The following is a 24,253-nucleotide window of genomic DNA, read 5'->3' on the forward strand; positions in this document are numbered from 1 at the left end:
CGATTTGGGAAAAGTTATTGGGCGCTGCGCGTCATACGATCCAGAACGCGCCGCCCGAACAGGCTCGCAGTCAGATTGACCAAGAGCTTCGCCGTGCGGCCGCGCTCGTCCAGAAACGGATTGAGTTCCACCAGATCGAGCGAATGCACCAACCCCGCCTCCTCGACCATTTCCATGATCAAATGCGCCTCGCGGAACGTCGCCCCGCCCGGCACCGTGGTGCCAACAGCGGGCGCAATCGCAGGGTCGAGAAAATCCACGTCGAGACTGATGTGAAGCCAGCCATTGGCGGCCTCGACCTTGGCCAGAAACTCCCGCAACGGGGCCACAATGCCGAACTCGTCAATCGCACGCATATCGTTCAATTCGATACCCGCCGCCTGTATCGCCGTCGCCTCATGGCGATCCACCGAGCGCAGACCCATCATGCAAATGTTTTCAGGCGCAACTGGATGGCTCACCTCGGGAAAATGCGGCGTAAAGCCTGATTGGCCCGTATAATAGGCCACGGGTGTTCCGTGCAGATTGCCGCTTTCGGTGGTGTCGAGTGAATGGAAATCAGGGTGGGCATCAAGCCAAAGCACGAACATCGGGCGACCTTGTTCTGCCGCCGCACGCGCCACGCCCGTCACGGTGCCCGCCGCCAGACTATGATCCCCGCCAAGGAAGATCGGCGTGCCATCACGCGCCCCATGGTAAGCTGCATCGCTCAAGGCACGAGTCCATGCGACCACCTCGTCCATATGGTGAATGGCAGAATTTTCGTGTGGCGGGCACGGTTGTACATCGGGCGTCACGTCACCGCGATCCTCAACCGTGCAGTCCAAGGCGGTCAGCGCCTCCACCAATCCTGCGGTGCGCAGGGCCTCTGGCCCCATGCGGCACCCGCGTTGGCTTGCGCCCTCCTGAACGGGGGCTCCGATAAGTATGCAATGTGTCACGCGCAACTCCGATGATTGTCAGGCGTTCATTTTCATCGCAAAAATCGGCAGATTTAAGTGCAATAAGTGATCATTTCGGCATATGATTTGCGCAAAACGAAAGGCATAGGTGTCACAATGGACGATATCGATAAGCGCCTCATCGCACTCTTGCGGCGCAACAGCCGCGACCCCATCGCGAATCTCGCCACCAGTCTCGGCGTATCACGTGCCACCGTGCGCACACGCTTGGACAAATTGGTCAATGCGGGCGTGATCACGGGCTTCACCCTGCGCCTGCGCGAAGACGACCTTGCCCAACCCGTGCGCGGCATCACTCTTATCAAGATCGCAGGCCACAGAACCGCGCGGATCATTGCGCAGCTGCACAAGATCACGGCCATTCAGGCCATTCATTCCACCAATGGAAAATGGGATCTGATCGCAGAGCTTGCCAGTGAAGACCTCGCCACCTTCGATGCTGCCCTTGGCGCGATGCGCGAGATCGACGGGATTTCGGAATCAGAGACCAACCTGCTTTTGGCGACCCATCATCATGGGGCAACCGCCCGACAGGTCTAAGGCAAAGACATCTCCACGGGTCTCAAGCAAACAAATAGACGCCTCTTACTTTCGAGATCATCGAAAGGACGCCACGTGGCTGCTCAGACAAGCCGCACACTCACTTTTTGTCGCGAGCGGCTTTCTCTTCTTTCGTCAGCTTGTTGTTCCAAACATTTTTGCTCAGACCAAGTTCGCTCGGAAGAGGTTTGGTTTCACCAACACTGACTTTACCCCCTTTGTTCAAGTATTCCTGAATAAGGGCGTCATCGGTGTTTTTCTTGGGAACATATTTCATGACGCATAGGTAGCGGGTGTCGGACCCGTTTGTCACGCGCCTTCTTTCCCGTTTTGCATCACAGCCCGTGACCTAAAGCCGCGTCAGACACTCATCGTGGCCTGCACCGCTTTTTTCCACCCTGTATATTTCGCATCCCGTTCGGCATCGCTCAGGTTGGGCAAGAACTGCTTATCCAAGGCCCAACTGTCTGCAAATGTTGCCTGATCGGGATAAATGCCTGCGTGCATCCCCGCGAGCCACGCCACGCCAAGTGCGGTCGTTTCCTGAATTTTGGGGCGGTCCACTGGGGCGGCAATGATGTCGGAGAGAAACTGCATCGCCCAATCGCTTGCAGACATGCCGCCATCCACGCGCAGGGTCGGCTGCACTCCCTCGGCTTTCCAGTCGGCAGACATCGCCTCAAGCAAATCGCGGGTCTGGAAGCCGACGCTTTCAAGCGCGGCCTTGGCCAGTTCAGCGGCCCCTGAGCCGCGCGTGAGGCCAAACATCGCGCCACGGCACTCCGCATTCCAATAGGGCGCACCAAGACCGACAAAGGCGGGCACCATGATGACGTTCTGGTGAGGGTCGGCCTGTTCGGCGAGGCTTTGCGTCTCGGAGGCGGATTTGATGATTTGCAACTCGTCACGCAGCCATTGCACCACCGCCCCCGCGATGAAGATCGATCCTTCGAGCGCATAGGTCGGCTTACCATCAAGCTGATAGGCAATGGTGGTCAGCAGGTTGTTGTTGGAGGTCACGGGCGTGTCGCCTGTGTTCAACAGCGCAAAACAGCCCGTGCCATAGGTGGATTTCAACATCCCCGGCTTGAAGCACGCCTGACCGACGGTCGCGGCCTGTTGATCGCCCGCGACGCCACAAATCGGGATCTCTTTGCCAAACAGGTCCGCGCGGCTCATGCCGAAATCGGCGGCGCAATCCTTGACCTCGGGGAGCATCGCCATCGGGATGTCCAACAGATCGCAAATGGTCTGGCTCCAACGGCCCTTGCGAATATCGTAAAGCATTGTCCGCGCGGCGTTCGTTGCATCCGTGGCATGGACCGCGCCGTTGGTGAGCTTCCAGATCAGGAAGCTATCGACGGTGCCAAACAGCAATTCGCCGTTTCGTGCGCGGTCACGCGCCCCCTCAACATTGTCGAGCACCCATTTAAGTTTGGTGCCTGAGAAATAGGGGTCGAGCAAAAGACCAGTCCGGTCGTTGATCATCTGCCCATGCCCAGCCTCACGCAGGCTATGACAATAGTCAGCCGTGCGGCGGTCCTGCCAGACGATCGCGTTGTGAATGGGTTTACCCGTAGCTTTCTCCCAAACCACAACGGTTTCGCGCTGATTGGTGATGCCAATGGCCGCAATCTGTGACGAGGAAATACCTGCACGTTCAATCGCTTCGCGGCACGTGCCTGCGGTTGTCACCCATAGATCGTTGGGATCATGCTCGACCCATCCCGATTGAGGAAAGTGTTGCGCGAACTCTTCTTGCGCTTGGGCGACGGGTTCCATCGCCGCATTGAACAAAATAGCGCGGGACGATGTTGTCCCTTGGTCAATCGCAAGAACATAAGTCATAAGGCAACCTCGTTTAATTGAGCGCGTGGAACGGCTCGTGCCGTGAGCGATGAAGGTGGCCACCAGCCATGGCAGCCGAGCAAGTTTCAGCGTAGCCTAGAGGCCAAACACACAGGGTTTCAAGCGACATGTCTCTCCCCCTCTTTGCAACTTAAGCTGCGCCTTGTTGCTCCGAATTTTTGAGCACTTTGGACATCCAGTCATCCAAGGCCGCTATTTCCTCTTGCGTCAGGCGAAGGCCCAACTTCGAACGACGCCAAACAACATCCTCCGCCGTCCGTGCAAATTCTTTATCCATGAGCCACTTGATTTCGCGCTCTGTCAATGTAGCCCCGAAATCGCGCCCGAGATCGCTGGCTTCGGTCGCCTCCCCCACCACATCAAACGCCTCTGTCCCGTAAGCCTTGATCAAACGCTTCGCCCATTTCGGCGTCAAAAACGGATAGGCTGCCTGCAAACGAGACGTCAGATCCGCAACACCATCGACGGGGAAATCCCCGCCCGGAAGTGCGACACCTGCTGTCCACGGCTTGCGATCCCCGTCAAAGAATGGCGTGATTTTCTCAAGCGCGGATTCGGCCAGTTTACGATAGGTTGTGATCTTGCCGCCAAAGACGTTCAGCAGAGGCGCGCCCGTGGTTTCATCCACCTTCAACACGTAATCGCGCGTAGCCGCTGTCGCAGAACTCGCACCATCATTGTAGAGCGGGCGCACCCCTGAATAGCTCCAGACCACATCCTCTTTGGTCACGGGCGTTTTGAGGTAATTAGAGGCAAACTCCATCAGATAGGCTGCCTCCTCCTCGGTGCAGACGGGCTTCTCGTTTGCATCGGCGTGATCCTTGTCGGTGGTGCCGATCAGGGTGAAATCGCCCTCATAAGGAATCGTAAAGATGATGCGCCCGTCTTCGCCTTGGAAGAAGTAGCATTTATCATGATCATAGAGCTTGCGCGTCACGATGTGGCTACCGCGTACGAGGCGCACCCCATCTGCGGATTTGATATGCACAGCGTTACGGATGATGTCCTCAACCCAAGGGCCGCCCGCGTTCACAAGCATCTTGGCACGAACCTCGCGGGTCTCGCCGCTGTCGCGATCCTGCACGGTCACAACCCACAGCCCATCGCGCTGTGCGGCCGACAGAACTTTGGTGCGCACGTTAATTTTCGCACCACGCGCTTGGGCATCACGAGCGTTGAGAACGACAAGACGACTGTCTTCGATCCAACAATCCGAATACTCGTAGGCCTTTGAAAACCGGTCATTCAACGGCGCGCCCTCGGGAGTGCCCGTCAGGGACACAGAGGTCGTGCCCTTGAGAATTTTGCGCCCGCCGAGATTGTCATACATGAACAGACCAAGACGGATCAGCCACGCGGGGCGACGCCCCTTCATCCACGGCATGACAAAGCTCAGGAGTTTGGAGGTTGGCGTATTGCCCTCGAACCGCATGTCTTTGTGGTAGGGCAACACAAACCGCATCGGCCACGAGATATGCGGCATGGCCCGTAGCAAGGTTTCGCGTTCGATCAACGCTTCGCGAACCAAACGGACTTCCCAATATTCAAGATAGCGCAGACCGCCATGAAACAGCTTCGTCGAGGCCGAAGATGTAGCAGAGGCGAGATCATTCATCTCGGCCAGTTCGACACTCAAGCCGCGCCCGACCGCATCACGCGCAATACCGCATCCATTGATGCCACCACCGATGACGAACAGATCAATCACGTCCTGTTGTTCTAACTGGCCCAAAGTCGCCTCCACGTATTCTGGTTGAGTTGCCATCGCGATACAGCAACACCATGAACACAATACGACGGCGAGACTAAAATCAATAACGAATGTTCGTTTTCTTTCGCTATTCCATAAATAGATGATTAGTCTGGATATTGACCATCAAATTTCCCCTCGAATTTTCTCTTTTGTGCGCAATTCTCCATCCCATCCGATTCGAACACTTGACGTCAGCGGCTTTGTGTAGGTTCTTTGAGGCAAAGGGCGACCAGTTCCGTAACCCGCAGAGCTGGTGCAAGGGAGAGAATACGGATGGTTTCAAATTTCAGGCAGAAAGAGATTTTGGAACGCGCCCGCAAAGAGGGCAAAGTGATGGTCGAGGATCTGGCCGCCCACTATGGCGTCACCGTGCAAACTATCCGACGCGACCTGTCCGACCTTGCACAAGAGGGGCGATTGGAACGGGTGCATGGCGGCGCTGTCCCGCCCTCCGGCGTGATCAATATTGTCTACGAGGAACGCAGACGCCTGAACGAAGCAGGCAAGAAATCCATCGGCAAGGCCTGTGCGGCACAGATCCCCAACGGGGCCTCGGTGTTTATGAACATCGGCACAACGACCGAAGCCGTCGCCCGCGCGCTTCTGGACCACGAAAACCTGTTGGTCGTCACCAACAACATCAATATCGCCAACATCCTCGCAGCCAACAAAAGCTGTGAGATCATCGTCGCGGGGGGCGTGTTGCGCCGCACCGATGGCGGCATCGTCGGCGGGCTCACCGTTGAAATGGTCAAGCAGTTCAAGTTTGATTACTCGGTTCTGGGCTGCTCCGCGATTGATTCAGATGGCGATTTGCTAGACTTCGACGGGCAGGAAATCATCGTCAGCAACACCGCAATCAAACGCTCCCGCGATGTGATGGTTGTGGCCTGTCATCTCAAATTCCAGCGCAAGGCACCGCTTACCATCTGCTCCCTCGCGGATGTCGATGCGCTTTATACGGACGCAGCAATTGCGCCCGATCTAAAGGAAAAATGCGACACATGGGGGACGCGCGTGATTGAGGCGAACGCACGTCGTGACGATATGCGGTGAAACCGAACAGGCGTCTGCGGCATCACCGCCCCCTAATCGTTGGCAAATTTTAGGGCTGCACCTGACGGCTCAAACGCAGTAGAAACTGCGCATTATTCACGTTCCAACGCAACCAAACGACAAGGCAACGCAGCGAATATGGCGCAGACAGTTGGGGAATTACGGGTTGACTTTGTCAGCGGCGCAGTCGCGCATCGCCTGAAATTCGGTGGTGGACGGGGGCAGGATCTCCCGAAAGCAATGGGACTGCGTGCGGGCAAGACCCCGACGATTATCGACGCTACAGCGGGCTTGGGGCGTGATTCATTCCTGTTGGCCTCTCTTGGCGCACAGGTCACGATGATCGAGCGATCGGACAAGATGCACGCTTTACTGGCGGACGGCATGGCCCGTGCCCATGACGAGGGCGGTGTATTTCGTGAAATAATCGAGCGCATGACGCTGCTCAAGGGGGATGCAAAAGAGCTGCTACCAACGCTCTCAGGCGAGGCGATCCTGATCGACCCGATGCACCCGCCGCGCAAGAACTCGGCACTGGTCAAACGCGAGTTGCGGCAAGTGCGCGAGATCGTGGGCACGGACGAGGATGCTGCGGATTTGCTGCGCGTGGCGCTCGAAACTGCGGAGAAACGTGTGGTGTTAAAATGGCCCGCGAAGGCCGACCCGATTGCGGGTATCAAGCCCTGCTCCCATCAAATCGTGGGAAAATCCACACGCTATGATGTGTTCATGATCGCATAAAAAACGCCCGCGCCGAAACGCGGACGTTTTGTAAGATTTACTTCTGTCAGACGTGCCTAGCGAACGACGTAGACCGAGCATTTCGCATGGCGCACGATACGCGCAGCGTTCGGCCCCAACAGATAATCGGCCAGATCGGCTTTGTGTGCACCAACGACGATCAGCGACGCAGAGGATTTCTCGGCAAGGCTCAACACCTCATCATAGACACGCCCCGTTGCGATCACGTGACGGACCTTCGCGTTTTGATCCGCCCCCAATGCCTTTGTCACCAATTCATTGAGGTGGCTCTTTGCCTGAGCGACCATTTTGGCGTGATGCCCCTCATTGAAGAAGGCGCTAACCTGACTCATCCCGAAATCGGGAAGAACGGCAATCACATCAAGTTGCGCCTCATCCAATTCGGCAAGACGGGCCGCCGCTTGGATCACTCGGATATCGTCGTCGTCATTGCTGACATCGACCGCACATAGAACAGAATTTGTCATGCTGGAACTCCTTCACGAGACATACGGGCGCGTTGCATAAGAGCAATGAGCAAGAGAAAGATCAGCGCCGGAACAAAGACGATTTCCTTGGCCATTTGATGAACAGGTGCTTGCACTTCTGTGATTTGCACCGGCTCGTCGCCATAGAAATCAAAGTTAGCCAAAGAGGACGAGAACGGTGAGCCAAAGGCAGGTTCATCCATTTTCGCAAGACCGTCTTCGATCATCAGAAGCAACCCCGTGTCCGTAAGCCGCTCTTCGCCAGAACCCGCGCCAACAGGAAGAACCAAGGTGGTTTCTTTGATCTCGCCCGTATCGTAGTCAGGGCCCGAGACAGTCAGGCGCAACTCGTCACCCTCGGATGCTTCGCCAAGCACCGTGACAACATCCGCAGGGGCGGCCTGTGTGAACGGCGGTTGGATACGATCCATGACAAAGTCGGGACGGAAGAGGACGAAAGCGACCAAAATCAAAGCAATGCTTTCATACAGACGGCTCTTGGTCAGGAACCACCCCATCGTGCCCGCCGTAAAGACGAGGATGGCAATCGAGGCTGTGATAAAGACCAATACACCTTGGGTCCACGTCACATCAATCAACAACAAGTCGGTGTTGAAGATGAACACAAACGGCAAGGCCACGGTGCGCAGGCTGTAGAAGAACGCCACGAAGCCCGTCTTGATCGCGTCGCCCCCCGATACGGCGGCAGCAGCGAAACTCGCAAGCCCCACGGGTGGCGTCACATCGGCCATGATCCCGAAGTAGAACACAAACAAGTGGACCGCGATCAGCGGCACAATCAGACCCGACTGCGCCCCAAGCTCGACCACAACGCCCGCCATCAGGGATGACACAACGATATAGTTCGCGGTGGTGGGCAAGCCCATACCGAGGACAAGAGACAACAGCCCGACCATAACAAGCATCAAGATCAGATTACCGCCCGACAGCAACTCAACCAAGTCGGCCATCACCTGACCAACGCCTGTGAGTGTGACGGTACCAACAATGACCCCCGCCGTTGCGGTCGCAAGGCCGATACCGATCATGTTGCGCGCGCCATCAATAAGACCGTGGGTCAGATCGACGACACCTGCCTTACAGGCATTGAACAGATCGCTCTCGCCACGGAACATGGCTTTCAACGGGCGCTGCGTCAGCAAGATCACGAAGAGAAGCGAGGTCGCCCAGAAGGCCGAGAGGCCGGGTGACTTTTGCTCGATCATCAAGAAGTAGACCAAGACGACAATCGGCAGCAAGAAGTAGAGACCCGATTTGTAGATCTCGCCCACAACAGGAAGCTCGACCTCTTCGGCATTCGGATCGTCTGGTTCCAGATCAGGAACACTCGACGCAAGCCAGAGCAGAGCGACATAGGCAATGAAAATCAGCAAAGACATAACAAGCCCTGCCCCTTCAGGAAGCGCCGAGACGACCCAACCCACAGGATATTGAACGCCGTAGCACAGAGCCGCGAAGCCAAAGAAAAATGCAGCCATGCCCCCAATCGTCTTGCCCATCGACACGACGCGGTTGCCCAAGGTCGGCATGTTGTTTTTCACCGCTTCGAGGTGAACGATATAGACGAGCGCGATATAGGAAATCGTCGCAGGCAAGAAGGCATGTGTGATCACTTCGACATATGAGATGCCCACATATTCAACCATCAAAAACGCCGCTGCGCCCATGACAGGCGGCATGATTTGTCCGTTCACCGAGGAGGCCACTTCGACCGCGCCCGCTTTTTCAGACGAGAACCCGACACGCTTCATCAGGGGAATGGTGAATGTGCCCGTGGTCACAACGTTTGCGATGGAAGAACCAGAGATCAGGCCCGTCGCAGCAGAGCCGACAACGGCGGCTTTTGCAGGCCCGCCCTTGAGGTGGCCCAGTGCGCCGAACGCCATTTTGATAAAGTAGTTCCCTGCCCCCGCTTTATCGAGCAAAGCCCCGAAGAGAACGAACAAGAAGACAAACTTGGTGGACACACCAAGGGCGATACCAAAGACCCCTTCGGAGGTGATCCACATGTGGCTCATCGCTTTCTTCAACGACGCGCCTTTCCACCGGATCACATCTGTGACCCATTCGGATGACCCGAAGAAGACATAGGCCAGAAAGATCGTGGCAATGAGCGCCATTGCAGGTCCAAGTGCGCGACGGGCGCCCTCGAACAGGATCAGCAGACCGAGGAAGGCAAACCATTTGTCAACGTCATCGGCAAGACCACCCGCGTCGACAACTTTCTGATAGAAGATCAGGCCATAAAGGGCCGTAAACACACCCAAGAGCGCAAAGATCCAATCCTGAATAGGGATGTAGTGGCGAGGGCTCGATTTGAGTGCGGGATAGGCCATAAAGGCCAGAAAAATTGCAAAAGCCAAATGGATTTGGCGGGAATTGTTGATCAGATCCCCAGGCAACACGTAGTTCGCCAAGGGCGACGCCAGAAGAATTTGGAACAAAGACCAAACGACAGCAACAGTGGCCAACAATAAGCCCACCATCCCCGCCGGATTGCGCGCGCCGGCATCAGAGGAGGCAACAAGATCCTGTAGCTCCTCTTCGCTTAGTGCGCGGTTTTTGACGTCGTTTTCGACCATTATCTTTTCCCCCTGATATGCAGTTTTGGAACTGCCTTTATTGTTCTTAATCGCAATGGAGGGGCGCAGTGCGCCCCTCCAAAAAACATAGCCTTAGTCGATCAGACCTGCTTCTTTGTAGTATTTCTCAGCACCGGGGTGCAGAGGAGCGGACAGACCTGCCGTTGCCATTTCCTTGGGCTCAAGGATGGCGAATGCAGGGTGCAGTTTTCGGAAATCGTCAATGTTTTCCATCACGGATTTCACAACCGCATACACCGCTTCTTCGGACACATCAGCCGAAGTCACGAATGTCGCGCCCACACCAAAGGTTGTGGTGTCTTCATCATTGCCACGGTACATGCCGCCGGGAATGGTTGCTGTCCGGTAGAAGGAGTTTTCTTCGATCAGCTTTTCAACTTCGGCACCATCGACGGTTACCAAAACGGAATCACAGGCTGTTGTTGCCTCTTGGATCGAACCGGATGGGTGACCAACGGTGTAGACCATCGCATCAATCTGGTTGTCGCAAAGAGCGGCGGACTGTTCAGCAGCTTTCAGCTCGGTTGCCAGAGCGAAATCGTCTGTTGTCCAACCTTTGGCATCAAGCAGAACTTCCATTGTGCCGCGCTGACCGGAACCGGGGTTGCCGATGTTGACGCGTTTGCCCTTCAGATCGTCAAAGGTTTTGATGCCCGCATCTGCGCGAGCCACAACGGTAAAGGGCTCGGGGTGGACGGAGAACACAGCGCGAAGGCCTTCGAATGGGCCTGCTTCTTCGAATTTGGAGGTACCGTTATAGGCGTGGTACTGCCAATCGGATTGCGCCACACCGAACTCCAACTCGCCTTCGCGAATGGTGTTGATGTTATAAACGGACCCACCTGTGGATTCCACGGAGCAACGGATACCGTGCTCTTTGCGGCCCTGGTTCACAAGACGGCAGATCGCGCCACCTGTGGGATAGTAGACGCCCGTGACGCCACCTGTCCCGATTGTGATGAACTCTTCTGCATATGCCGCAGGAGCCATCATGGCGCCAACAGCAAGGGCAGCGAAGGATAGTTTCAGGTTCTTAGACATCAGTATCTCCCTTAGATTGATGTTTTTGATATCAGTCATCGACCCAGACTTCACTGAGACGACGATTTCGCAATTCCACATCGGCAATACGCGCCCGTGCGGGCGCTCCTGCGCGACTGGCAAGCATACCAACCATCACCTCACACAGTACAAGTGTCGCTGCATAAGACGAGAAAAAATGTTGGCTTTGCGTGGGAATAATAAAATACGCAGATGCGTGAATCAGCGCGGGGCAGGTATGGGTGTCGGTGATGACAATCACAAACGCCCCCGCCTCGCGCGCCTCTCGCGCCGCGTTGATAGCGTTACGGGCAAAGGGGGGCTTGGTCATGATGATCAGCACATCCTGCTCATCCAGCCCCACCAGACCACTGGCCAATGACGCCCCCATCCGATTCGCCATCGACCAGTTATCAGCGATAAAATTGGCCATATAGGTCAGATACTCAGCAACCCCCGTGGAGCCGAGCGCCCCGAGTACCAAAACCCGCCGCGCCTCATGCAACCGTTCGACGCATGTTTCAAGCGTTGCAGGATTTATCGCGGCCTCAAGGCTTTGCACATTCGTGGCGCAGTCCAAAAGGTGTTGACCGAGAAACCCTTGATCGCCCTCATTGTGGCGATCCTGTAGAGCGCCAATGCGATGCGAAAAGGTATTGCTGCGTTGATCAATCGCCTGACGCAACACATCGCGCAGGTCTTCGTAACTGTCATAACCGACAGCCGTAGACATCCGTGAAAATGTCGCGGGCGACAGATTGGCATCTTTGGAGATCGTGCGCAGACTGCGTGTCGCCACATCAACGGGATGCGAAACAACAAAGTCAGCCGCCTCTTTCAGCTTTGCGCTGAGCGAGGCATATTTTCCCGACAACTGTTGTTCAAACGACAAATGCAAACGAAGTGACCCCTCCAAAGTGACCTGAAATGTTTCACTTGTTTCACATATTGTCAACGGCAGAATTATATGTTTCACCAATGAAAGCACCACATCGGAAAGGGTCTCGCCGTGTCACATGTGTTCCCAAGGCATACGAAATCATCTCTGCCCACTGTTGCGCGGGGATCAGGCGTTTATCTCTATGATAACGAGGGAAAGCAATATCTCGATGGCTCTGGCGGTGCGGCTGTGTCGTGCTTGGGGCACGGCGATACGGATGTGATCAATGCGATCAAAGCACAGCTCGATCAGATCGCCTATGCCCATACAAGTTTCTTCACCTCGGATCCTGCGGAACGTTTGGCCGATGCCCTGATTCGCCACGCGCCTGAAGGCATTGACCGAGTTTATCTCGTGTCGGGCGGCTCCGAGGCGATGGAATCGGCCTTGAAACTGGCGCGTCAGTATTTCGTCGAGATCGGCCAACCCCAACGCCGCCATGTGATTGCCCGCAAGCAAAGCTACCACGGCAACACGCTTGGCGCTTTGGCCACAGGGGGCAATGAATGGCGACGCGCGCCATTTGCGCCGATGTTGGTCGAGACCACACATATTTCCGCCTGCTTTGAATACCGCGGCAAACGCGACGACGAATCGACTTACGACTACGGCCAACGGGTCGCCAATGAGCTTGAGACGGAAGTCCTGCGCCTTGGCGAGGATGCCGTCATGGCCTTTGTCGCCGAACCCGTGGTCGGCGCCACCGCCGGTGCCGTCCCGCCCGTAGAAGGCTATTTCAAACGCGTGCGCGAGATTTGCGACACATACGGCGTGCTCCTGATACTCGACGAGGTCATGTGCGGCATGGGGCGCACGGGGACGCTTTTCGCCTGCGAACAGGACGGGGTGCGCCCCGATATTGTCTGCGTCGCCAAGGGATTGGGGGCGGGCTACCAACCCATCGGCGCGATGCTATGTTCCGCCCAAATCTACGCCGCTATTGAGGCCGGATCAGGATTTTTCCAACACGGACACACCTATGTCGGGCATCCCACAGCCTGCGCCGCCGCGCTCGCCGTTTTGACGAAACTCACCGATGGCGGGCTTGTTCAGCGCAGCGCGGTGATGGGTGAAAAACTACAAAACGCGCTCGAAGAGGCCTTTGAACAACATCCCAACATTGGCGATATTCGCGGGCGCGGATTGTTCCGTGGCCTTGAGATCGTAGAGGACCGCGACAGCAAACGCCCCTTTGATCCCTCCCGCGCCATTCACAAAGCGCTCAAGAAACAAGCCTTTGCAGCAGGGCTTGCCTGTTACCCGATGGGTGGAACCATTGATGGTCAAAACGGCGATCACATCTTGCTCGCACCGCCCTTTATCCTTGAGGATCAGCACATCGACGAGATCGTAACCAAACTCGGCATTGCGATTGGGAAAGTCCTGTGATCCCGCTGCCCAAACTGATGGTCGCCCCCAACGGGGCGCGAAAGACAAAAGCGGACCACCCTGCCCTGCCGATCACGATAGAGGAGATCGTGGCGGAGGCCGTGGCGTGTCATGCAGCGGGCGCAGACGGCTTGCACCTTCATGTGCGTGACGCGCAGGGCCGACACACTCTTGATGCGGGTCTTTACACCGAAACCCTGACCGAGCTACGCCGCGCCGTGCCCGACATGACGCTACAGATCACCACCGAGGCCGTGGGGCAATATACCCCCGCTGAACAGCGCGCGGTTGTCGATCAGGTCAAGCCTGAAGCCGTATCGGTCTCCTTGGCCGAAATGTGCGCCGATGGCGATATCGAGGCGGCGGTCGCATTTTATGCCCGTTGCGCCGAGGCCGACATCGCCGTGCAACACATCCTCTATGGGCCGACGGATTTGGCGCTGATGTCGGACCTCTTACGCGACGGACGGATCAAACACACGGACCTTCAACTTCTGTTCGTTTTGGGCCGCTACAGCGAAAACCAACAAAGCACCCCCGAAGATATCGCGCCTTTTGCCACGTGGAGGACTGCGACCTGCCCAGAGTCTCAATGGGCCGTGTGCGCCTTTGGCAGGCGCGAAACCGACTGCCTTGTGGCGACCCATCGCCAGGGCGGACACGTGCGCGTCGGGTTTGAAAACTCGGTCTGGAATGCGGACGGCACAGTCGCGGCCTCCAATGCGGAGCGCGTCGCGGAACTGCGCAAGGCTTTTTCGACCGATAGCACCGCCGCGTCCTAATCTAGGCACCGCACGCTCCACCGCAGCACATCTGTGACCTACGGCATGAATAGCCATGCGTTGCGGCCTCGCGCCAAACGGGGCGGCAATGGAAACCGCTCCTGATCCGTCAGATTCGGAACGAATCCTTTGGTTTTTGGTGCGGAAATTTTGAACACACGCGCCCAAAACGACCAACGCAGCAGCGGCCAGAAAGAAAAATTTACAAAAATATTAGTGCCGAGGCGCATGGACTTCGATTTTTGAAGCGGACAGCCAGCTTCTGCAAAAATCATCCATTTCCTATTGTTTACCCTCAACATTTAGCTCGCTGCATCGCAGAGTCTTCCCTTAGGTCAACCATGGCTCCCACTCGGAAAAGCACGCTCAAACCAAACTCATTATCTCAACATACCAGTTGACAAGATGATGAGGTTCCATGAGCGTGAAGTCATGGAAAATCGGATCTTGTGGAGGGGTGAAGATTGGACGTTTTGGAGGAGAGAAACTATGAAACTGAATACCCTAATTTTGAGTTCCGCGGCGAGCCTTGCGCTTTTGGCTGGTGGCGCTACGGCTGAAGACCTGACGGTCTGGACACTCAGCTATTCGTCAGAAAAACAATCGCTCGCATTCAAACTGGCCGAAGAAGCCTTTGAAGCACGAAATCCTGACGACAACGTGGAAGTCATCCACCGTGGGACGGACGAACATAAAACCGCACTCCGCGTGGCCGCAGGTTCCGACACTGGGCCTGACGTCTACACAATGTGGGCGGGTCTTGGCCTTGGCGGCGAATATGTAAACGCCGGTCTCAGCCTTGATTTGACCAAATACTACGAGAAATACGGTTGGGCCGATCGCGTCTCCGTCCCATCGCAAGCCTTTGTGGAAGCCTATGCCGATGGCAAACACGGTGCGCCATATCGCTTTAGCGGCGAGGCCGTCTACTACGACCAGACCATCTTTGACGAAGTTGGCATCGACAAAGAGCCGGAGACCTACGAAGAGCTCAAAGCCGCAGCGGTCAAACTCAAGGAAAACGGCTATGCCGCGTTCACCTTTGGCGGTGCCGTTAACTGGCACGTGATGCGCCTGATGGATGTGCTCTTGGAAACGACGTGTGGCGCAGAGAAACATGACGCGCTGACAAGCATGGAACTGGACTGGGCCACCGAGCCCTGTGCAGAAGCCGCATTCGCAGAGATGAAATGGTGGGCCGATGACTACATCCTCGCACCATTCATGGGGATTGATGAGAAACAAGCCTCGACACTGTGGTACGCAAAACGCGCCGCTATGATGCTCGAAGGCGACTGGATGGTGAATGCCATCGACGAGAACGCCGACGTCTCGGAATACGGAATTTTCCCATTCCCGACAGGCACAAACCGCCTCTATGGCTTTGCCGAATATCTCTATGTCTCGTCTAAATCCAAGAATCCTGATCTGGCGGCTGAATTCGTCGACATGTTCATCTCGACACCGTTCCAATCCAAGATCAACGGATCCTTTGGCGCTCTGTCCGTCAACAAAGATGTCAAACTGGGCGACGATGCGATGGATCTTCACAAGGAATGGATCGAGATTTTCGATGCCGCAGGCGGCACCTTCGTGAACGGCGACCAAGCCTTCCCACTGGCGGTGACTACGGAATACTTCCGTATCATCAACGAAGTGGCCTCAGGTGAAATGGAGCCCAAGCCCGCAGCGGAAGCCATGGCAACCTTTATCGGCAACCTCTAACGGCGCGCCTTGAGTTACCTCCCTTGCAGCGGCGCGATGATCGCGTCGCTGCAAGCCTGAGCTTGCGCAGCCTTCGCCACGCCTAAGCCAAAACCTCCCACTTTCAACAAGAGTCAGACACATGACCAAGCACAAGAGATTTCAATCGACACAGTCTCAGGCGATGGTCCTTCTTGTCCCCGCCGTCGGCGTTTACGCCATTTTTGCAATCTGGCCGATGATCGACGTCTTCATTCTCAGCTTTCAACGCTGGAACGGACTGGACCCACATCGCGCCTTTGCCGGGTTGGACAATTACAGGCACGTCTTCACCAAAGACCCCGTCTTCTGGGTCGCGTTTAAAAATACGATCATCTGGACCGTTCTTTCCATCCTGTTCCCGCCAGCCATTGGCTTGCTCTTGGCCTTGGGATTGAACCAGAAGATTTTCGCGCGCAGCAGCCTACGCGCAATTTACTATCTGCCCGTCATCATTGCGCCCATCGCGGTCGCGACCATGTGGCGGTGGATGTATGATCCGTTCTTTGGGCTGTTCACTCAAATCCTCACCGACATCGGACTTCGGACATGGATTCTGGACTGGCTCGGAGACCGCGATATCGCGCTCTATTCCATGTTCGTCGCCTATATCTGGCAACACGTCGGATTCTCGATGGTGTTGTTCCTCGCAGGCCTTCAAGGCGTCGACCGCTCACTGGTAGAAGCCGCCCGGATTGATGGCACGTCGCGGTGGCAGATGTTCCGTTATGTGACCCTACCCGCGTTGCAAGTCACCATGACCATTGTGGTGGTGCTGTCGACGATCTCGTCCCTGCGGGCCTTTGATATTGTCTACGGCATGACCGGCGGTGGCCCCGCTCAATCGACACAAATGCTCGCGATGTGGGCCTTTACCCAGTCGATGCAAATCTTTGACTTCGGCCGCGGCTCCGCGATCTCCGTGATCTTGCTGATCCTCACACTGAGCGTCGTTGTCCCCTACATGATTTGGTCGCAAAAACGCGAGGAGCAGGCGCAATGACACTGACATCCACCGACCCCGCTATGATCACGGTTCATAAGAAACGCCGCGATCCTGTCTTGATCATCCTGTGGCTCGCCCTTGTGGTTCTGGCCATGATCTGGATCGCGCCGTTCATCTTTATCCTGTTCACCTCGCTGAAGAACAACGCCGACGTTATGACGACAAGTGCCTTTGCGCCGCCGACACATTTCGAGACGGAGAACTTCACCAAAGCATGGGTGACGGGAAACTTCTCGGAACTCATGGTGAACAGTGTCATCATCACCTTTATCAAAGTGCCTGTTGGGCTCTTGATTTCTGCAATGGGGGCCTATGCCTTGGCACGCATTCAGATGCGGTGGGGCAAGGCAATCTTGTTGTTCTTGCTGCTCGGCGCGATGATCCCGTTTCAGGTCATGTTGGCCCCCTTGTTCACCTTGGTAAACTCGCTCGGGCTGATTGACACCTATGTTGGCGTTATCTTGCCCTATCTGGCCTTTGGTATCCCCTATCAGGTGTTCATCCTGCACGGCTTTTTCAAAGCGGTTCCAAAAGAGTTGAGCGAAGCCGCCCTCATTGATGGCGCGTCTCATTTCACCACGTTCCGCCGTGTCTTCCTGCCGATTTCATTGCCAGTTCTCGCCGCCCTGTTGATCTTGGATTTCGTCTCCACATGGAACGAATTTGCGATGGCCCTAGTGCTGCTGCAAGACAAACACATGTGGACGCTGCCCTTGGGACTGATGTCGTTCCAAGGCCAATTCTCAAACGACTATGGCCAGCTCAACGCCGCCATCGTCATGACTGTCCTCCCGGCGGTCCTCGTCTACCTCATTTTCCAGCGCTACTTCGTCAGCGGGCTTACCTCTGGCGCTGTAAAGGGCTGAATAGAAACAAAATTAGGAGCACTAAAAATGACTACCCAAACACCAGTCTGGGACATTTTCGAATTCACCGCGACAGGCCCATCTGATGGCAACCCGTTTTTGGACGTAACCTTTGATGGCGTCTTTTCCTTGGGCAATCGCACCGTCAAAGTTCCAGGTTTCTACGATGGCGACGGCACTTACAAACTGCGGTTCTGCCCTGACACCGAAGGCGACTGGGAACTCACGACGACATCGAATGCGTCTGCGCTCGACGGCCTGACCGACAGCTTCGTCGCCACAGCCCCGCGCGACGGTGTGCATGGTCCTGTACGGGTCCGCAACACCTTCCACTTCGCCTACGCTGACGGCACACCATACAAGCCGTTCGGGACAACCTGCTACGCGTGGACACACCAGCCGATCGAGATGCAAAACGAAACCTTGAAAACTCTGGAAACAGCAGGGTTTAACAAGGTGCGTATGGGCGTCTTCCCCAAAAGCTACCCCTACAACGCCAACCCCGCGCTGCATAACGTCTACGAGCAGATCGGTGAGGGTGAGGGGGATATGGACTTTGACCGTCCCAACCCCGAAGCCTTCCGCCACTTTGAAACACAGATCGGCAAACTGGCCGACATGGGCATCGAAGCGGACATCATTCTGTTCCACCCCTACGACCGTTGGGGCTATGCCGATATGACACCCGAACAGGATTGCAACTTCCTGAAATACCTCGCAGCGCGCATTTCGGCCTACCGCAACGTGTGGTGGTCCTTGGCCAACGAGTATGACTTCATGCTCAACACCAAGCCAATGGAGCTCTGGCACAAGTTCTGTAACACCTTGGAACAATACGACCATTTGCATCACCTGATGTCGAACCATAACGGCGACCCCGCCAAGAACTACGATCACCGTCTGCCTTGGATCACCCACGTCTGCATCCAGCACTGGGACGTCAAACAGACCCCACTGTGGCGCAACACCTACGGCAAACCCGTCATCAATGACGAGCCGGAATACGAGGGCGATCTGTATCAAAGCTGGGGCAACATCACGGCCGAGGAACTCACACACCGCTTCTGGACCACGACCCTGCGTGGTGGCTACGCAGGTCATGGCGAAACCTATAATGACCCCGACGATCTGATCTGGTGGGCCAAAGGTGGCAAGCTGCACGGGCAAGCGTGGAAACGGATCAAGTGGCTGCGCGAAATGTTGGAGCAAGATGTCGAACACGGGCTTGAACCCATCGGCTCATACTACGGATTTCCGTGGAGCCGCATCTCTGGCGCACGTGATGGCAAGGACGGGACGACCTTTATCTACTTCGGGGAACACCAACCCGCAGTCTGGTCAACGGGCCTGCCCACGGATGGCGGCGACTATGATGTTGATGTGATCGACACATGGAACATGACGATTGAGCCTGCCAAAATCATCGAGGCCCACGTGGTCCCCGTTACACGGCACGGCACGCTCATTCGTGGCGGCAAGCCTGATGCTGATTTTGCGGTATCCCTACCCTCGAAGCCGCGCTTGGCGCTGCGCGTTCGTCGACGCAAAGCATAAGGGGGCAAGAGTATGGCAACTGTCGAAATTAACGGCCTGAACAAATCCTATGGCGGCGTTGAGGTGATCCACAGCGTCGACTTGGAAATCGAAAATGGCGAGTTCGTTATTCTCGTAGGGCCTTCCGGCTGCGGCAAATCCACAATCCTGCGTATGATCGCAGGGTTGGAGGATATTTCCGGCGGCACCGTATCTATTGGGGACAGGGTCGTGAACACCCTCTCCCCGAAAGAGCGCAATATCGCGATGGTGTTCCAAAACTATGCGCTTTATCCGCAAATGACCGTGGCTCAGAACCTTGGGTTCTCGCTCGAAATTTCGCGCGTGCCCAAGGACGAGATCAAACGCAAGGTCGATAACGCTGCGGAAATCCTCAGCCTTACCCCCCTGTTGTCGCGCAAACCATCGCAACTGTCAGGCGGTCAGAGACAACGCGTCGCGATGGGACGCGCCATTGTGCGCGATCCTGATGTGTTTTTGTTCGACGAACCTTTGTCAAACCTCGACGCCAAACTGCGCGGCGAAATGCGAGCCGAAATCAAGTCACTTCACCAACGGCTCGGCTCGACGATTGTCTACGTGACCCACGACCAAATCGAAGCCATGACTATGGCTGACAGGATCGTGGTCTTGCGGGCAGGACGGATTGAACAGGTCGGCACACCGCTTGAGCTATACGAGCAGCCAAACAATATGTTCGTTGCGGGCTTCATTGGATCGCCCTCAATGAACTTTCTCAAAGGGACGCTGTCGAATGAGGGTGGGCCCTCGCTCATCCTTGCGGATCAAAGCAAAGTGGCTCTCTCCCACGCCGCAGGTCACGAGGGCGATGTGATTTTGGGCATCCGCCCCCAAGACATCACCATTGACCCGAAACACGGCACACCGGCCACGGTCACACTGATCGAACCCACGGGTGCAGACACCCATGTCTCCGTTGAACTGGCAGGCCAAACTGTGTCTTGCGTCTTGCCACCTCGCTTTGAATACGAGCTTGGAAGCGAAATTCATCTGTCGTTCAAAAGCGAGCATGTGCACTACTTCGATCCAGAAACAGAACAGCGACTTGCATAAGCCCAAGGTCTTTCAAGATCAAAAAATCTCCCTGGGCTGCGTTCATACCGCAGCCCTTTTTTATCTCACGGAGGCACACAATGACCCTTACCATTCCCAAAGTCCAAATGCACAAAAGCGGTCCGCCCTGTTCGGGTCTTGTCTGGGGCACCATGCGATCACAGTCCCAGTTTTCCAATGCACATGCGTTAGCCGATCACCTACGCTGGCTCTTGGATCACGGCATTACGACGCTGGATACCGCAAGCGTCTACGGCCACCCCGACCCGTTCACGGTGGAGGAATTCTTGGGCGAGGCCCTCGCCCAGGTCGGCGCGGACAAGTTCGAGATCGTCACAAAATGCGGCATCCAACGGCTCTCCAAACACCGCCCTGAAAACAAAGTGCGCCACTTTGATTTCAGCGAAAAAGAGATCCGGAAATCAACGGATCTGTCCTTGCAAAAACTGGGGGTCGATTGTCTCGATGTGATGCTTTTGCACCGTCCCGATTACCTCATGGACCCCGATGAAACCGCAGGCACGCTTGACGACTTGGTGGCTCAGGGCAAAATCAAACACGTCGGCGTGTCCAACCTCTCTGTCTCTCGCACCGAACTGGTGGCCTCTCGTCTCAAGGCCCCAATTGTGACCAACCAAATCGAGTTCTCTCCCCTGCATCTGAACCCCATCTCGGACGGCACTTTCGATCACGCCATTAGAACGGGATACAAACCGATGATCTGGTCGCCCATTGGCGGCGGACGGCTTTTGACCTCTGAGGATGAACACGTGGTCAAGCTGCGCGGTTTGCTTGGAACCATTGCAAAAACCTATGGCTTGGATGGCCCTGCGGATGCGGCTATTGCCTTTGTCAACAAGCACCCCGTTGGCGGCATTCCCGTTGTCGGATCGGGCAACCGCGACCGTATTTTGGGCGCGATCAAAGCGATCAACACCGACATGGATCGCCAAGATTGGTATTCCATCATCGCCGCAACGAACCCGTCACTGTTCCTCTAAGACCACGGGACAAGACGACCACGACACGCACTCTACCACAGATAACTTGACGTCAGATATTCCACCGATTAGAGGGAGGACAGGCTGTAGACGCCTGCCTCCCGCTGACATTTGTCTTGGTAAAGTTCTATGATCTGACATCTCGAAATCACTCCTTTCGCTTATCGCGCGGACGGCAATGCGGGCCCCACCTCACTGTGCGCGATCTGGAATGAGGAATTTGGGATATGTCGACCACCCCGACCAATTCGTTTACCACTGGGCCGCTTGGCCTCACCTACGTGAAAACCGCCCTACCGATCATTTTCGTGATGGGAATGAGCGGGCTTTTGTCCGTCGCTGATGCGCTGTTTCTAGGCCACTACGTTGGTCCCGATGCCTTGGCCGCCGTGACGTTGATGTTCCCGATTTACATGCTGATCGTGGCGCTCTCTACGCTTGTCGCTAACGGCATGTCGAGCCTGTTGGCACGTGCCCTCGGCGCGGGAGATATAGAGAAAGCTCACGCCGTTTTCGCAGGCGCGCACGGCTTGGCCCTCGTCATCGGCGCCCTCCTCATCGGCGCATTTTTTATCCTCGGCCAGACCGTCACCTTACTGCTGTCGGGCGGATCGGACACCTTGGCGCAGATGGGCTTGGTCTACCTGCGGATCACCGTGTTTTTCTCACCGCTGCTGTTTGTGCTTTCCGTCAATTCGGACGCCCTGCGCAACGAAGGGCGTGTGGGTTTCATGGCCGCGATGAGCCTTTTGGTCTCACTCGCCAACATCGGCTTCAACTATCTTCTCATCGCCGTGTTCGAGATGGGCGTCGCAGGCTCCGCATACGGCACGGCGGCGGCTCAAGCCCTCGCCCTCGCCATCATCGTGGCGTTTCGTGTGTTTGGCACCACCTCGTTGCGCCCCTCTGTTCTGCGGCACAATTCAATATGCCGCGGATGGGGGCGTATTCTCGCTTTGGGCGCGCCGCAAAGCCTGAACTTCATCGGCATCGCCCTCGGCTCGACTGCCATCATCACCGCATTGCAATGGGTCGGACGCCCCGGATACCCCGACACCATCACAGCCTACGGCATCATAACACGTGTCCTCACCTTTACCTTCTTGCCGCTGCTTGGGCTGTCCTTTGCCATGCAAACCATAACGGGCAACAATTTCGGTGCAGCGCTTTGGTATCGCTCAGACGTAAGCTTGCGCATCGCGGTTTGCACCGCCTTTGTCTATTGCGCCGTGGTGCAGACCGCCCTGATGAGCATGCCGCGCCAAATCGCCAGTGCCTTTGTCAATGACGCGGCAGTCATTGAACAGGTCGTGCGCATTTTGCCAATCATGAGCTGCGCATTCTTTCTGGCGGGACCGTTGATGATGATCTCTGCCTATTTCCAAGCCATCGGCTCCGCTGCGAAAGCCGCCATATTGGGCCTTAGCAAAGCGTACATCTTTGCGATCCCATTGACCTTCTTGCTGCCTCTTTGGCAAGGTGAAACGGGTATCTGGTTTGCGGGTCCAATGGCCGAAGTGCTGCTGCTCTGTCTCACGCTCACCGTGCTTTGGAAAACGGCACGCGACACGCGCCTCAAGTGGGGCATCTTTCATGCCGACAAAGGAACCGAGTTATGAATGCGCCCCTACCAACGGCCCGCCAAGCAAAAGAACTGGCCAAGCGATTGCGCATGAAATTGGCCGATGACGGAACCGAAATCGGACATGGCGCGTCACTTGAAATGATCGCCCATCAACACGGGTTTCGCGATTGGAACACAATGTCCGCAGCCCTCGCAGGCGGCCCGTCCCATGACTGGCCCATCGGCGCAAAAGTCAGCGGCACCTATTTGTCCCACCCCTTCACCGCAACGGTGATGTCACGCACGACGGTGAGGGCGGACTGGGTGCGCCTTGAACTGCATTTGGATGAGGCCATCGACGTGGTGACCTCATCGCGGTTCTCGAATTTTCGCAAGCACATCTTCGGTGTTGTTGGCCCCAAAGGCCATTCTGAAGAACGGACAAGCGACGGACAGCCACAGTTGCAGCTTAACCTTTTGCCCTAGCGATTTGCGGCACGCGCCCCGCGATTACGCCGCAAGTCCTTTCCCCAAAACAGCCTCTATTCCAGAAAACTCTAAGACAATGCGAATGAGTTTTACGGGGACACCCAACGCCCAACCAACCGCTTCTTAATCTTTCTGCTCTTTCATAGCGCCGTGGCGAGGTGGGCTTGCCAAGCTGGTGTCATGCCAGCTCAGTGAAAGAGTGGGTGAAATCATGAAAATGTTCCGAAGATTCGGTGCGGGCAAGAGGCGTGCGCTCTTCTCCGCAATGGGACGACGCCAAGGCGCACGAAAAGGACTGGGGGCAAAAGCCCTGCTTTTGGGTGCTGCCCTCACCGCCATACAGCTCCCGCAAACCACGCAGGCCGCACAGTCGCAATCCGCCATCACCATCCGCAACGATTCTGGCGGATCGCTGCAACTACGGATCAACGAGATCAACCGCCTCCGTCAAAGTGGTACGCAGGTTCGTATCGTGGGAGATTACTGCAACTCGGCCTGCACCATGTATCTTGGTCTGCCCAACACATGCGTATCCCGATCGGTTACCTTCGGCTTCCATGGCCCCATGAGCCAATTCTACGGCGTGGCCCTTGCTCCAGATGAGTTCGAATACTGGTCTGGCATCATGGCCTCCTATTACCCGCAGGCGGTTCGGTCATGGTATATGCACGATGCGCGCTATACGCTTGTTGGCCTGCGGTCAGTTTCGGGGAGTGAATTGATCCGTCTCGGGGTCCCCGAATGCCGCTAGGGACGCCCATCCACACCTGA

23 protein-coding genes are annotated in these 24,253 nt (G+C 56.1%); 14 read left to right on the forward strand and 9 right to left on the reverse strand.

The window, feature by feature from the left end; genetic code table 11:
- Positions 1–14: 14 nt before the first annotated feature.
- The gene (gene rocF, locus ACN0TS_RS03315; protein WP_417257878.1) at positions 15–941 is read right to left on the reverse strand and encodes an arginase; all 927 of its coding nucleotides are present in this window, start codon (positions 939–941) and stop codon (positions 15–17) included.
- Between the two features lie 117 nt (positions 942–1,058).
- Between rocF and ACN0TS_RS03320 the strand changes: the two genes are divergently transcribed.
- Positions 1,059–1,502 (forward strand): Lrp/AsnC family transcriptional regulator, encoded by a 444-nt coding sequence (locus ACN0TS_RS03320; protein ID WP_417257879.1) that lies wholly within the window; start codon positions 1,059–1,061, stop codon positions 1,500–1,502.
- 100 nt (positions 1,503–1,602) lie between these two features.
- Here the strand turns inward: ACN0TS_RS03320 and ACN0TS_RS03325 are convergent, their stop codons facing one another.
- The 3 genes from ACN0TS_RS03325 to glpD all read right to left on the reverse strand — a co-directional run bounded on the left by ACN0TS_RS03325 (position 1,603) and on the right by glpD (position 5,136).
- Positions 1,603–1,779 (reverse strand): hypothetical protein, encoded by a 177-nt coding sequence (locus tag ACN0TS_RS03325; protein ID WP_417257880.1) that lies wholly within the window; start codon positions 1,777–1,779, stop codon positions 1,603–1,605.
- Positions 1,780–1,862: 83 nt separating this feature from the next.
- On the reverse strand, positions 1,863–3,350 hold the full coding sequence (gene glpK / locus ACN0TS_RS03330) for a glycerol kinase GlpK (protein ID WP_417257881.1): 1,488 nt from the start codon (positions 3,348–3,350) through the stop codon (positions 1,863–1,865).
- A 151-nt stretch (positions 3,351–3,501) separates the two neighbouring features.
- The gene (gene glpD / locus ACN0TS_RS03335) at positions 3,502–5,136 is read right to left on the reverse strand and encodes a glycerol-3-phosphate dehydrogenase (protein WP_417257882.1); all 1,635 of its coding nucleotides are present in this window, start codon (positions 5,134–5,136) and stop codon (positions 3,502–3,504) included.
- 261 nt (positions 5,137–5,397) lie between these two features.
- Here glpD and ACN0TS_RS03340 point away from each other — a divergent pair, with 261 nt between their 5' ends.
- Both ACN0TS_RS03340 and ACN0TS_RS03345 read left to right on the forward strand, forming a co-directional pair.
- On the forward strand, positions 5,398–6,180 hold the full coding sequence (locus ACN0TS_RS03340) for a DeoR/GlpR family DNA-binding transcription regulator (RefSeq protein ID WP_417257883.1): 783 nt from the start codon (positions 5,398–5,400) through the stop codon (positions 6,178–6,180).
- A gap of 138 nt (positions 6,181–6,318) precedes the next feature.
- Positions 6,319–6,921 carry a class I SAM-dependent methyltransferase gene (locus ACN0TS_RS03345; RefSeq protein ID WP_417257884.1) on the forward strand — a complete coding sequence of 201 codons (603 nt, stop codon included), beginning with the start codon at positions 6,319–6,321 and terminating at the stop codon, positions 6,919–6,921.
- Positions 6,922–6,977: 56 nt separating this feature from the next.
- Here the strand turns inward: ACN0TS_RS03345 and ACN0TS_RS03350 are convergent, their stop codons facing one another.
- The 4 genes from ACN0TS_RS03350 to ACN0TS_RS03365 all read right to left on the reverse strand — a co-directional run bounded on the left by ACN0TS_RS03350 (position 6,978) and on the right by ACN0TS_RS03365 (position 11,972).
- Entirely contained in the window at positions 6,978–7,409 is a 432-nt protein-coding gene (locus ACN0TS_RS03350) for a universal stress protein (RefSeq protein WP_417257885.1), read from the reverse strand.
- A complete protein-coding gene (locus tag ACN0TS_RS03355) occupies positions 7,406–10,012 on the reverse strand; it encodes a TRAP transporter permease (RefSeq protein WP_417257886.1) in 2,607 nt (868 codons plus the stop codon). The genes ACN0TS_RS03350 and ACN0TS_RS03355 overlap by 4 nt, the downstream gene beginning before the upstream one ends.
- A gap of 93 nt (positions 10,013–10,105) precedes the next feature.
- Positions 10,106–11,074, reverse strand: a complete 969-nt coding sequence (locus ACN0TS_RS03360) for a TAXI family TRAP transporter solute-binding subunit (protein WP_417257887.1) — start codon at positions 11,072–11,074, stop codon at positions 10,106–10,108.
- A gap of 31 nt (positions 11,075–11,105) precedes the next feature.
- On the reverse strand, positions 11,106–11,972 hold the full coding sequence (locus ACN0TS_RS03365; protein ID WP_417257888.1) for a MurR/RpiR family transcriptional regulator: 867 nt from the start codon (positions 11,970–11,972) through the stop codon (positions 11,106–11,108).
- Between the two features lie 111 nt (positions 11,973–12,083).
- Here ACN0TS_RS03365 and ACN0TS_RS03370 point away from each other — a divergent pair, with 111 nt between their 5' ends.
- Both ACN0TS_RS03370 and ACN0TS_RS03375 read left to right on the forward strand, forming a co-directional pair.
- A complete protein-coding gene (locus tag ACN0TS_RS03370) occupies positions 12,084–13,403 on the forward strand; it encodes an aspartate aminotransferase family protein (protein ID WP_417257889.1) in 1,320 nt (439 codons plus the stop codon).
- Entirely contained in the window at positions 13,400–14,185 is a 786-nt protein-coding gene (locus tag ACN0TS_RS03375; RefSeq protein ID WP_417257890.1) for a 3-keto-5-aminohexanoate cleavage protein, read from the forward strand. Before ACN0TS_RS03370 ends, ACN0TS_RS03375 begins: the two co-directional genes overlap by 4 nt.
- A 38-nt stretch (positions 14,186–14,223) precedes the next feature.
- Here ACN0TS_RS03375 and ACN0TS_RS03380 read toward each other — a convergent pair whose 3' ends face one another.
- The gene (locus tag ACN0TS_RS03380) at positions 14,224–14,460 is read right to left on the reverse strand and encodes a hypothetical protein (RefSeq protein ID WP_417257891.1); all 237 of its coding nucleotides are present in this window, start codon (positions 14,458–14,460) and stop codon (positions 14,224–14,226) included.
- 214 nt (positions 14,461–14,674) lie between these two features.
- Between ACN0TS_RS03380 and ACN0TS_RS03385 the strand changes: the two genes are divergently transcribed.
- The 9 genes from ACN0TS_RS03385 to ACN0TS_RS03425 all read left to right on the forward strand — a co-directional run bounded on the left by ACN0TS_RS03385 (position 14,675) and on the right by ACN0TS_RS03425 (position 24,233).
- Entirely contained in the window at positions 14,675–15,910 is a 1,236-nt protein-coding gene (locus tag ACN0TS_RS03385) for an ABC transporter substrate-binding protein (RefSeq protein WP_417257892.1), read from the forward strand.
- A gap of 121 nt (positions 15,911–16,031) precedes the next feature.
- Positions 16,032–16,931, forward strand: coding sequence for a carbohydrate ABC transporter permease (locus tag ACN0TS_RS03390; RefSeq protein WP_417257893.1), 900 nt, complete (start codon positions 16,032–16,034; stop codon positions 16,929–16,931).
- A complete protein-coding gene (locus tag ACN0TS_RS03395; RefSeq protein WP_417257894.1) occupies positions 16,928–17,800 on the forward strand; it encodes a carbohydrate ABC transporter permease in 873 nt (290 codons plus the stop codon). Before ACN0TS_RS03390 ends, ACN0TS_RS03395 begins: the two co-directional genes overlap by 4 nt.
- 27 nt (positions 17,801–17,827) lie before the next feature.
- Complete coding sequence (locus tag ACN0TS_RS03400) at positions 17,828–19,354, forward strand: DUF5060 domain-containing protein (RefSeq protein WP_417257895.1); 1,527 nt, start codon at positions 17,828–17,830, stop codon at positions 19,352–19,354.
- A gap of 12 nt (positions 19,355–19,366) precedes the next feature.
- Entirely contained in the window at positions 19,367–20,428 is a 1,062-nt protein-coding gene (locus tag ACN0TS_RS03405) for an ABC transporter ATP-binding protein (protein WP_417257896.1), read from the forward strand.
- A gap of 80 nt (positions 20,429–20,508) precedes the next feature.
- Entirely contained in the window at positions 20,509–21,429 is a 921-nt protein-coding gene (locus ACN0TS_RS03410; protein ID WP_417257897.1) for an aldo/keto reductase, read from the forward strand.
- A gap of 227 nt (positions 21,430–21,656) precedes the next feature.
- Positions 21,657–23,048: an MATE family efflux transporter gene (locus ACN0TS_RS03415; protein WP_417257898.1), complete on the forward strand. Its 1,392-nt coding sequence runs from the start codon at positions 21,657–21,659 to the stop codon at positions 23,046–23,048.
- Entirely contained in the window at positions 23,045–23,479 is a 435-nt protein-coding gene (locus ACN0TS_RS03420; RefSeq protein WP_417257899.1) for a glyoxalase superfamily protein, read from the forward strand. The genes ACN0TS_RS03415 and ACN0TS_RS03420 overlap by 4 nt, the downstream gene beginning before the upstream one ends.
- Positions 23,480–23,699: 220 nt before the next feature.
- Entirely contained in the window at positions 23,700–24,233 is a 534-nt protein-coding gene (locus ACN0TS_RS03425; protein ID WP_417257900.1) for a hypothetical protein, read from the forward strand.
- Positions 24,234–24,253: the final 20 nt, after the last annotated feature.

The organism is Celeribacter sp. (assembly GCF_048266405.1).
Lineage (GTDB): Bacteria > Pseudomonadota > Alphaproteobacteria > Rhodobacterales > Rhodobacteraceae > Celeribacter.

Coding starts and splice junctions, on each gene's coding strand:
- ACN0TS_RS03385 (WP_417257892.1), top strand. CDS start 14,675: ATGAAACTGAATACCCTAATTTTGAGTTCCGCGGCGAGCCTTGCGCTT.
- ACN0TS_RS03320 (WP_417257879.1), top strand. CDS start 1,059: ATGGACGATATCGATAAGCGCCTCATCGCACTCTTGCGGCGCAACAGC.
- ACN0TS_RS03400 (WP_417257895.1), top strand. CDS start 17,828: ATGACTACCCAAACACCAGTCTGGGACATTTTCGAATTCACCGCGACA.
- glpD (WP_417257882.1), bottom strand. CDS start 5,136: ATGGCAACTCAACCAGAATACGTGGAGGCGACTTTGGGCCAGTTAGAA.
- ACN0TS_RS03360 (WP_417257887.1), bottom strand. CDS start 11,074: ATGTCTAAGAACCTGAAACTATCCTTCGCTGCCCTTGCTGTTGGCGCC.
- glpK (WP_417257881.1), bottom strand. CDS start 3,350: ATGACTTATGTTCTTGCGATTGACCAAGGGACAACATCGTCCCGCGCT.
- ACN0TS_RS03390 (WP_417257893.1), top strand. CDS start 16,032: ATGACCAAGCACAAGAGATTTCAATCGACACAGTCTCAGGCGATGGTC.
- ACN0TS_RS03415 (WP_417257898.1), top strand. CDS start 21,657: ATGTCGACCACCCCGACCAATTCGTTTACCACTGGGCCGCTTGGCCTC.
- ACN0TS_RS03355 (WP_417257886.1), bottom strand. CDS start 10,012: ATGGTCGAAAACGACGTCAAAAACCGCGCACTAAGCGAAGAGGAGCTA.
- ACN0TS_RS03405 (WP_417257896.1), top strand. CDS start 19,367: ATGGCAACTGTCGAAATTAACGGCCTGAACAAATCCTATGGCGGCGTT.
- ACN0TS_RS03340 (WP_417257883.1), top strand. CDS start 5,398: ATGGTTTCAAATTTCAGGCAGAAAGAGATTTTGGAACGCGCCCGCAAA.
- ACN0TS_RS03425 (WP_417257900.1), top strand. CDS start 23,700: ATGTTCCGAAGATTCGGTGCGGGCAAGAGGCGTGCGCTCTTCTCCGCA.
- ACN0TS_RS03420 (WP_417257899.1), top strand. CDS start 23,045: ATGAATGCGCCCCTACCAACGGCCCGCCAAGCAAAAGAACTGGCCAAG.
- ACN0TS_RS03345 (WP_417257884.1), top strand. CDS start 6,319: ATGGCGCAGACAGTTGGGGAATTACGGGTTGACTTTGTCAGCGGCGCA.
- ACN0TS_RS03410 (WP_417257897.1), top strand. CDS start 20,509: ATGACCCTTACCATTCCCAAAGTCCAAATGCACAAAAGCGGTCCGCCC.
- ACN0TS_RS03380 (WP_417257891.1), bottom strand. CDS start 14,460: ATGATTTTTGCAGAAGCTGGCTGTCCGCTTCAAAAATCGAAGTCCATG.
- ACN0TS_RS03325 (WP_417257880.1), bottom strand. CDS start 1,779: ATGAAATATGTTCCCAAGAAAAACACCGATGACGCCCTTATTCAGGAA.
- ACN0TS_RS03395 (WP_417257894.1), top strand. CDS start 16,928: ATGACACTGACATCCACCGACCCCGCTATGATCACGGTTCATAAGAAA.
- ACN0TS_RS03350 (WP_417257885.1), bottom strand. CDS start 7,409: ATGACAAATTCTGTTCTATGTGCGGTCGATGTCAGCAATGACGACGAC.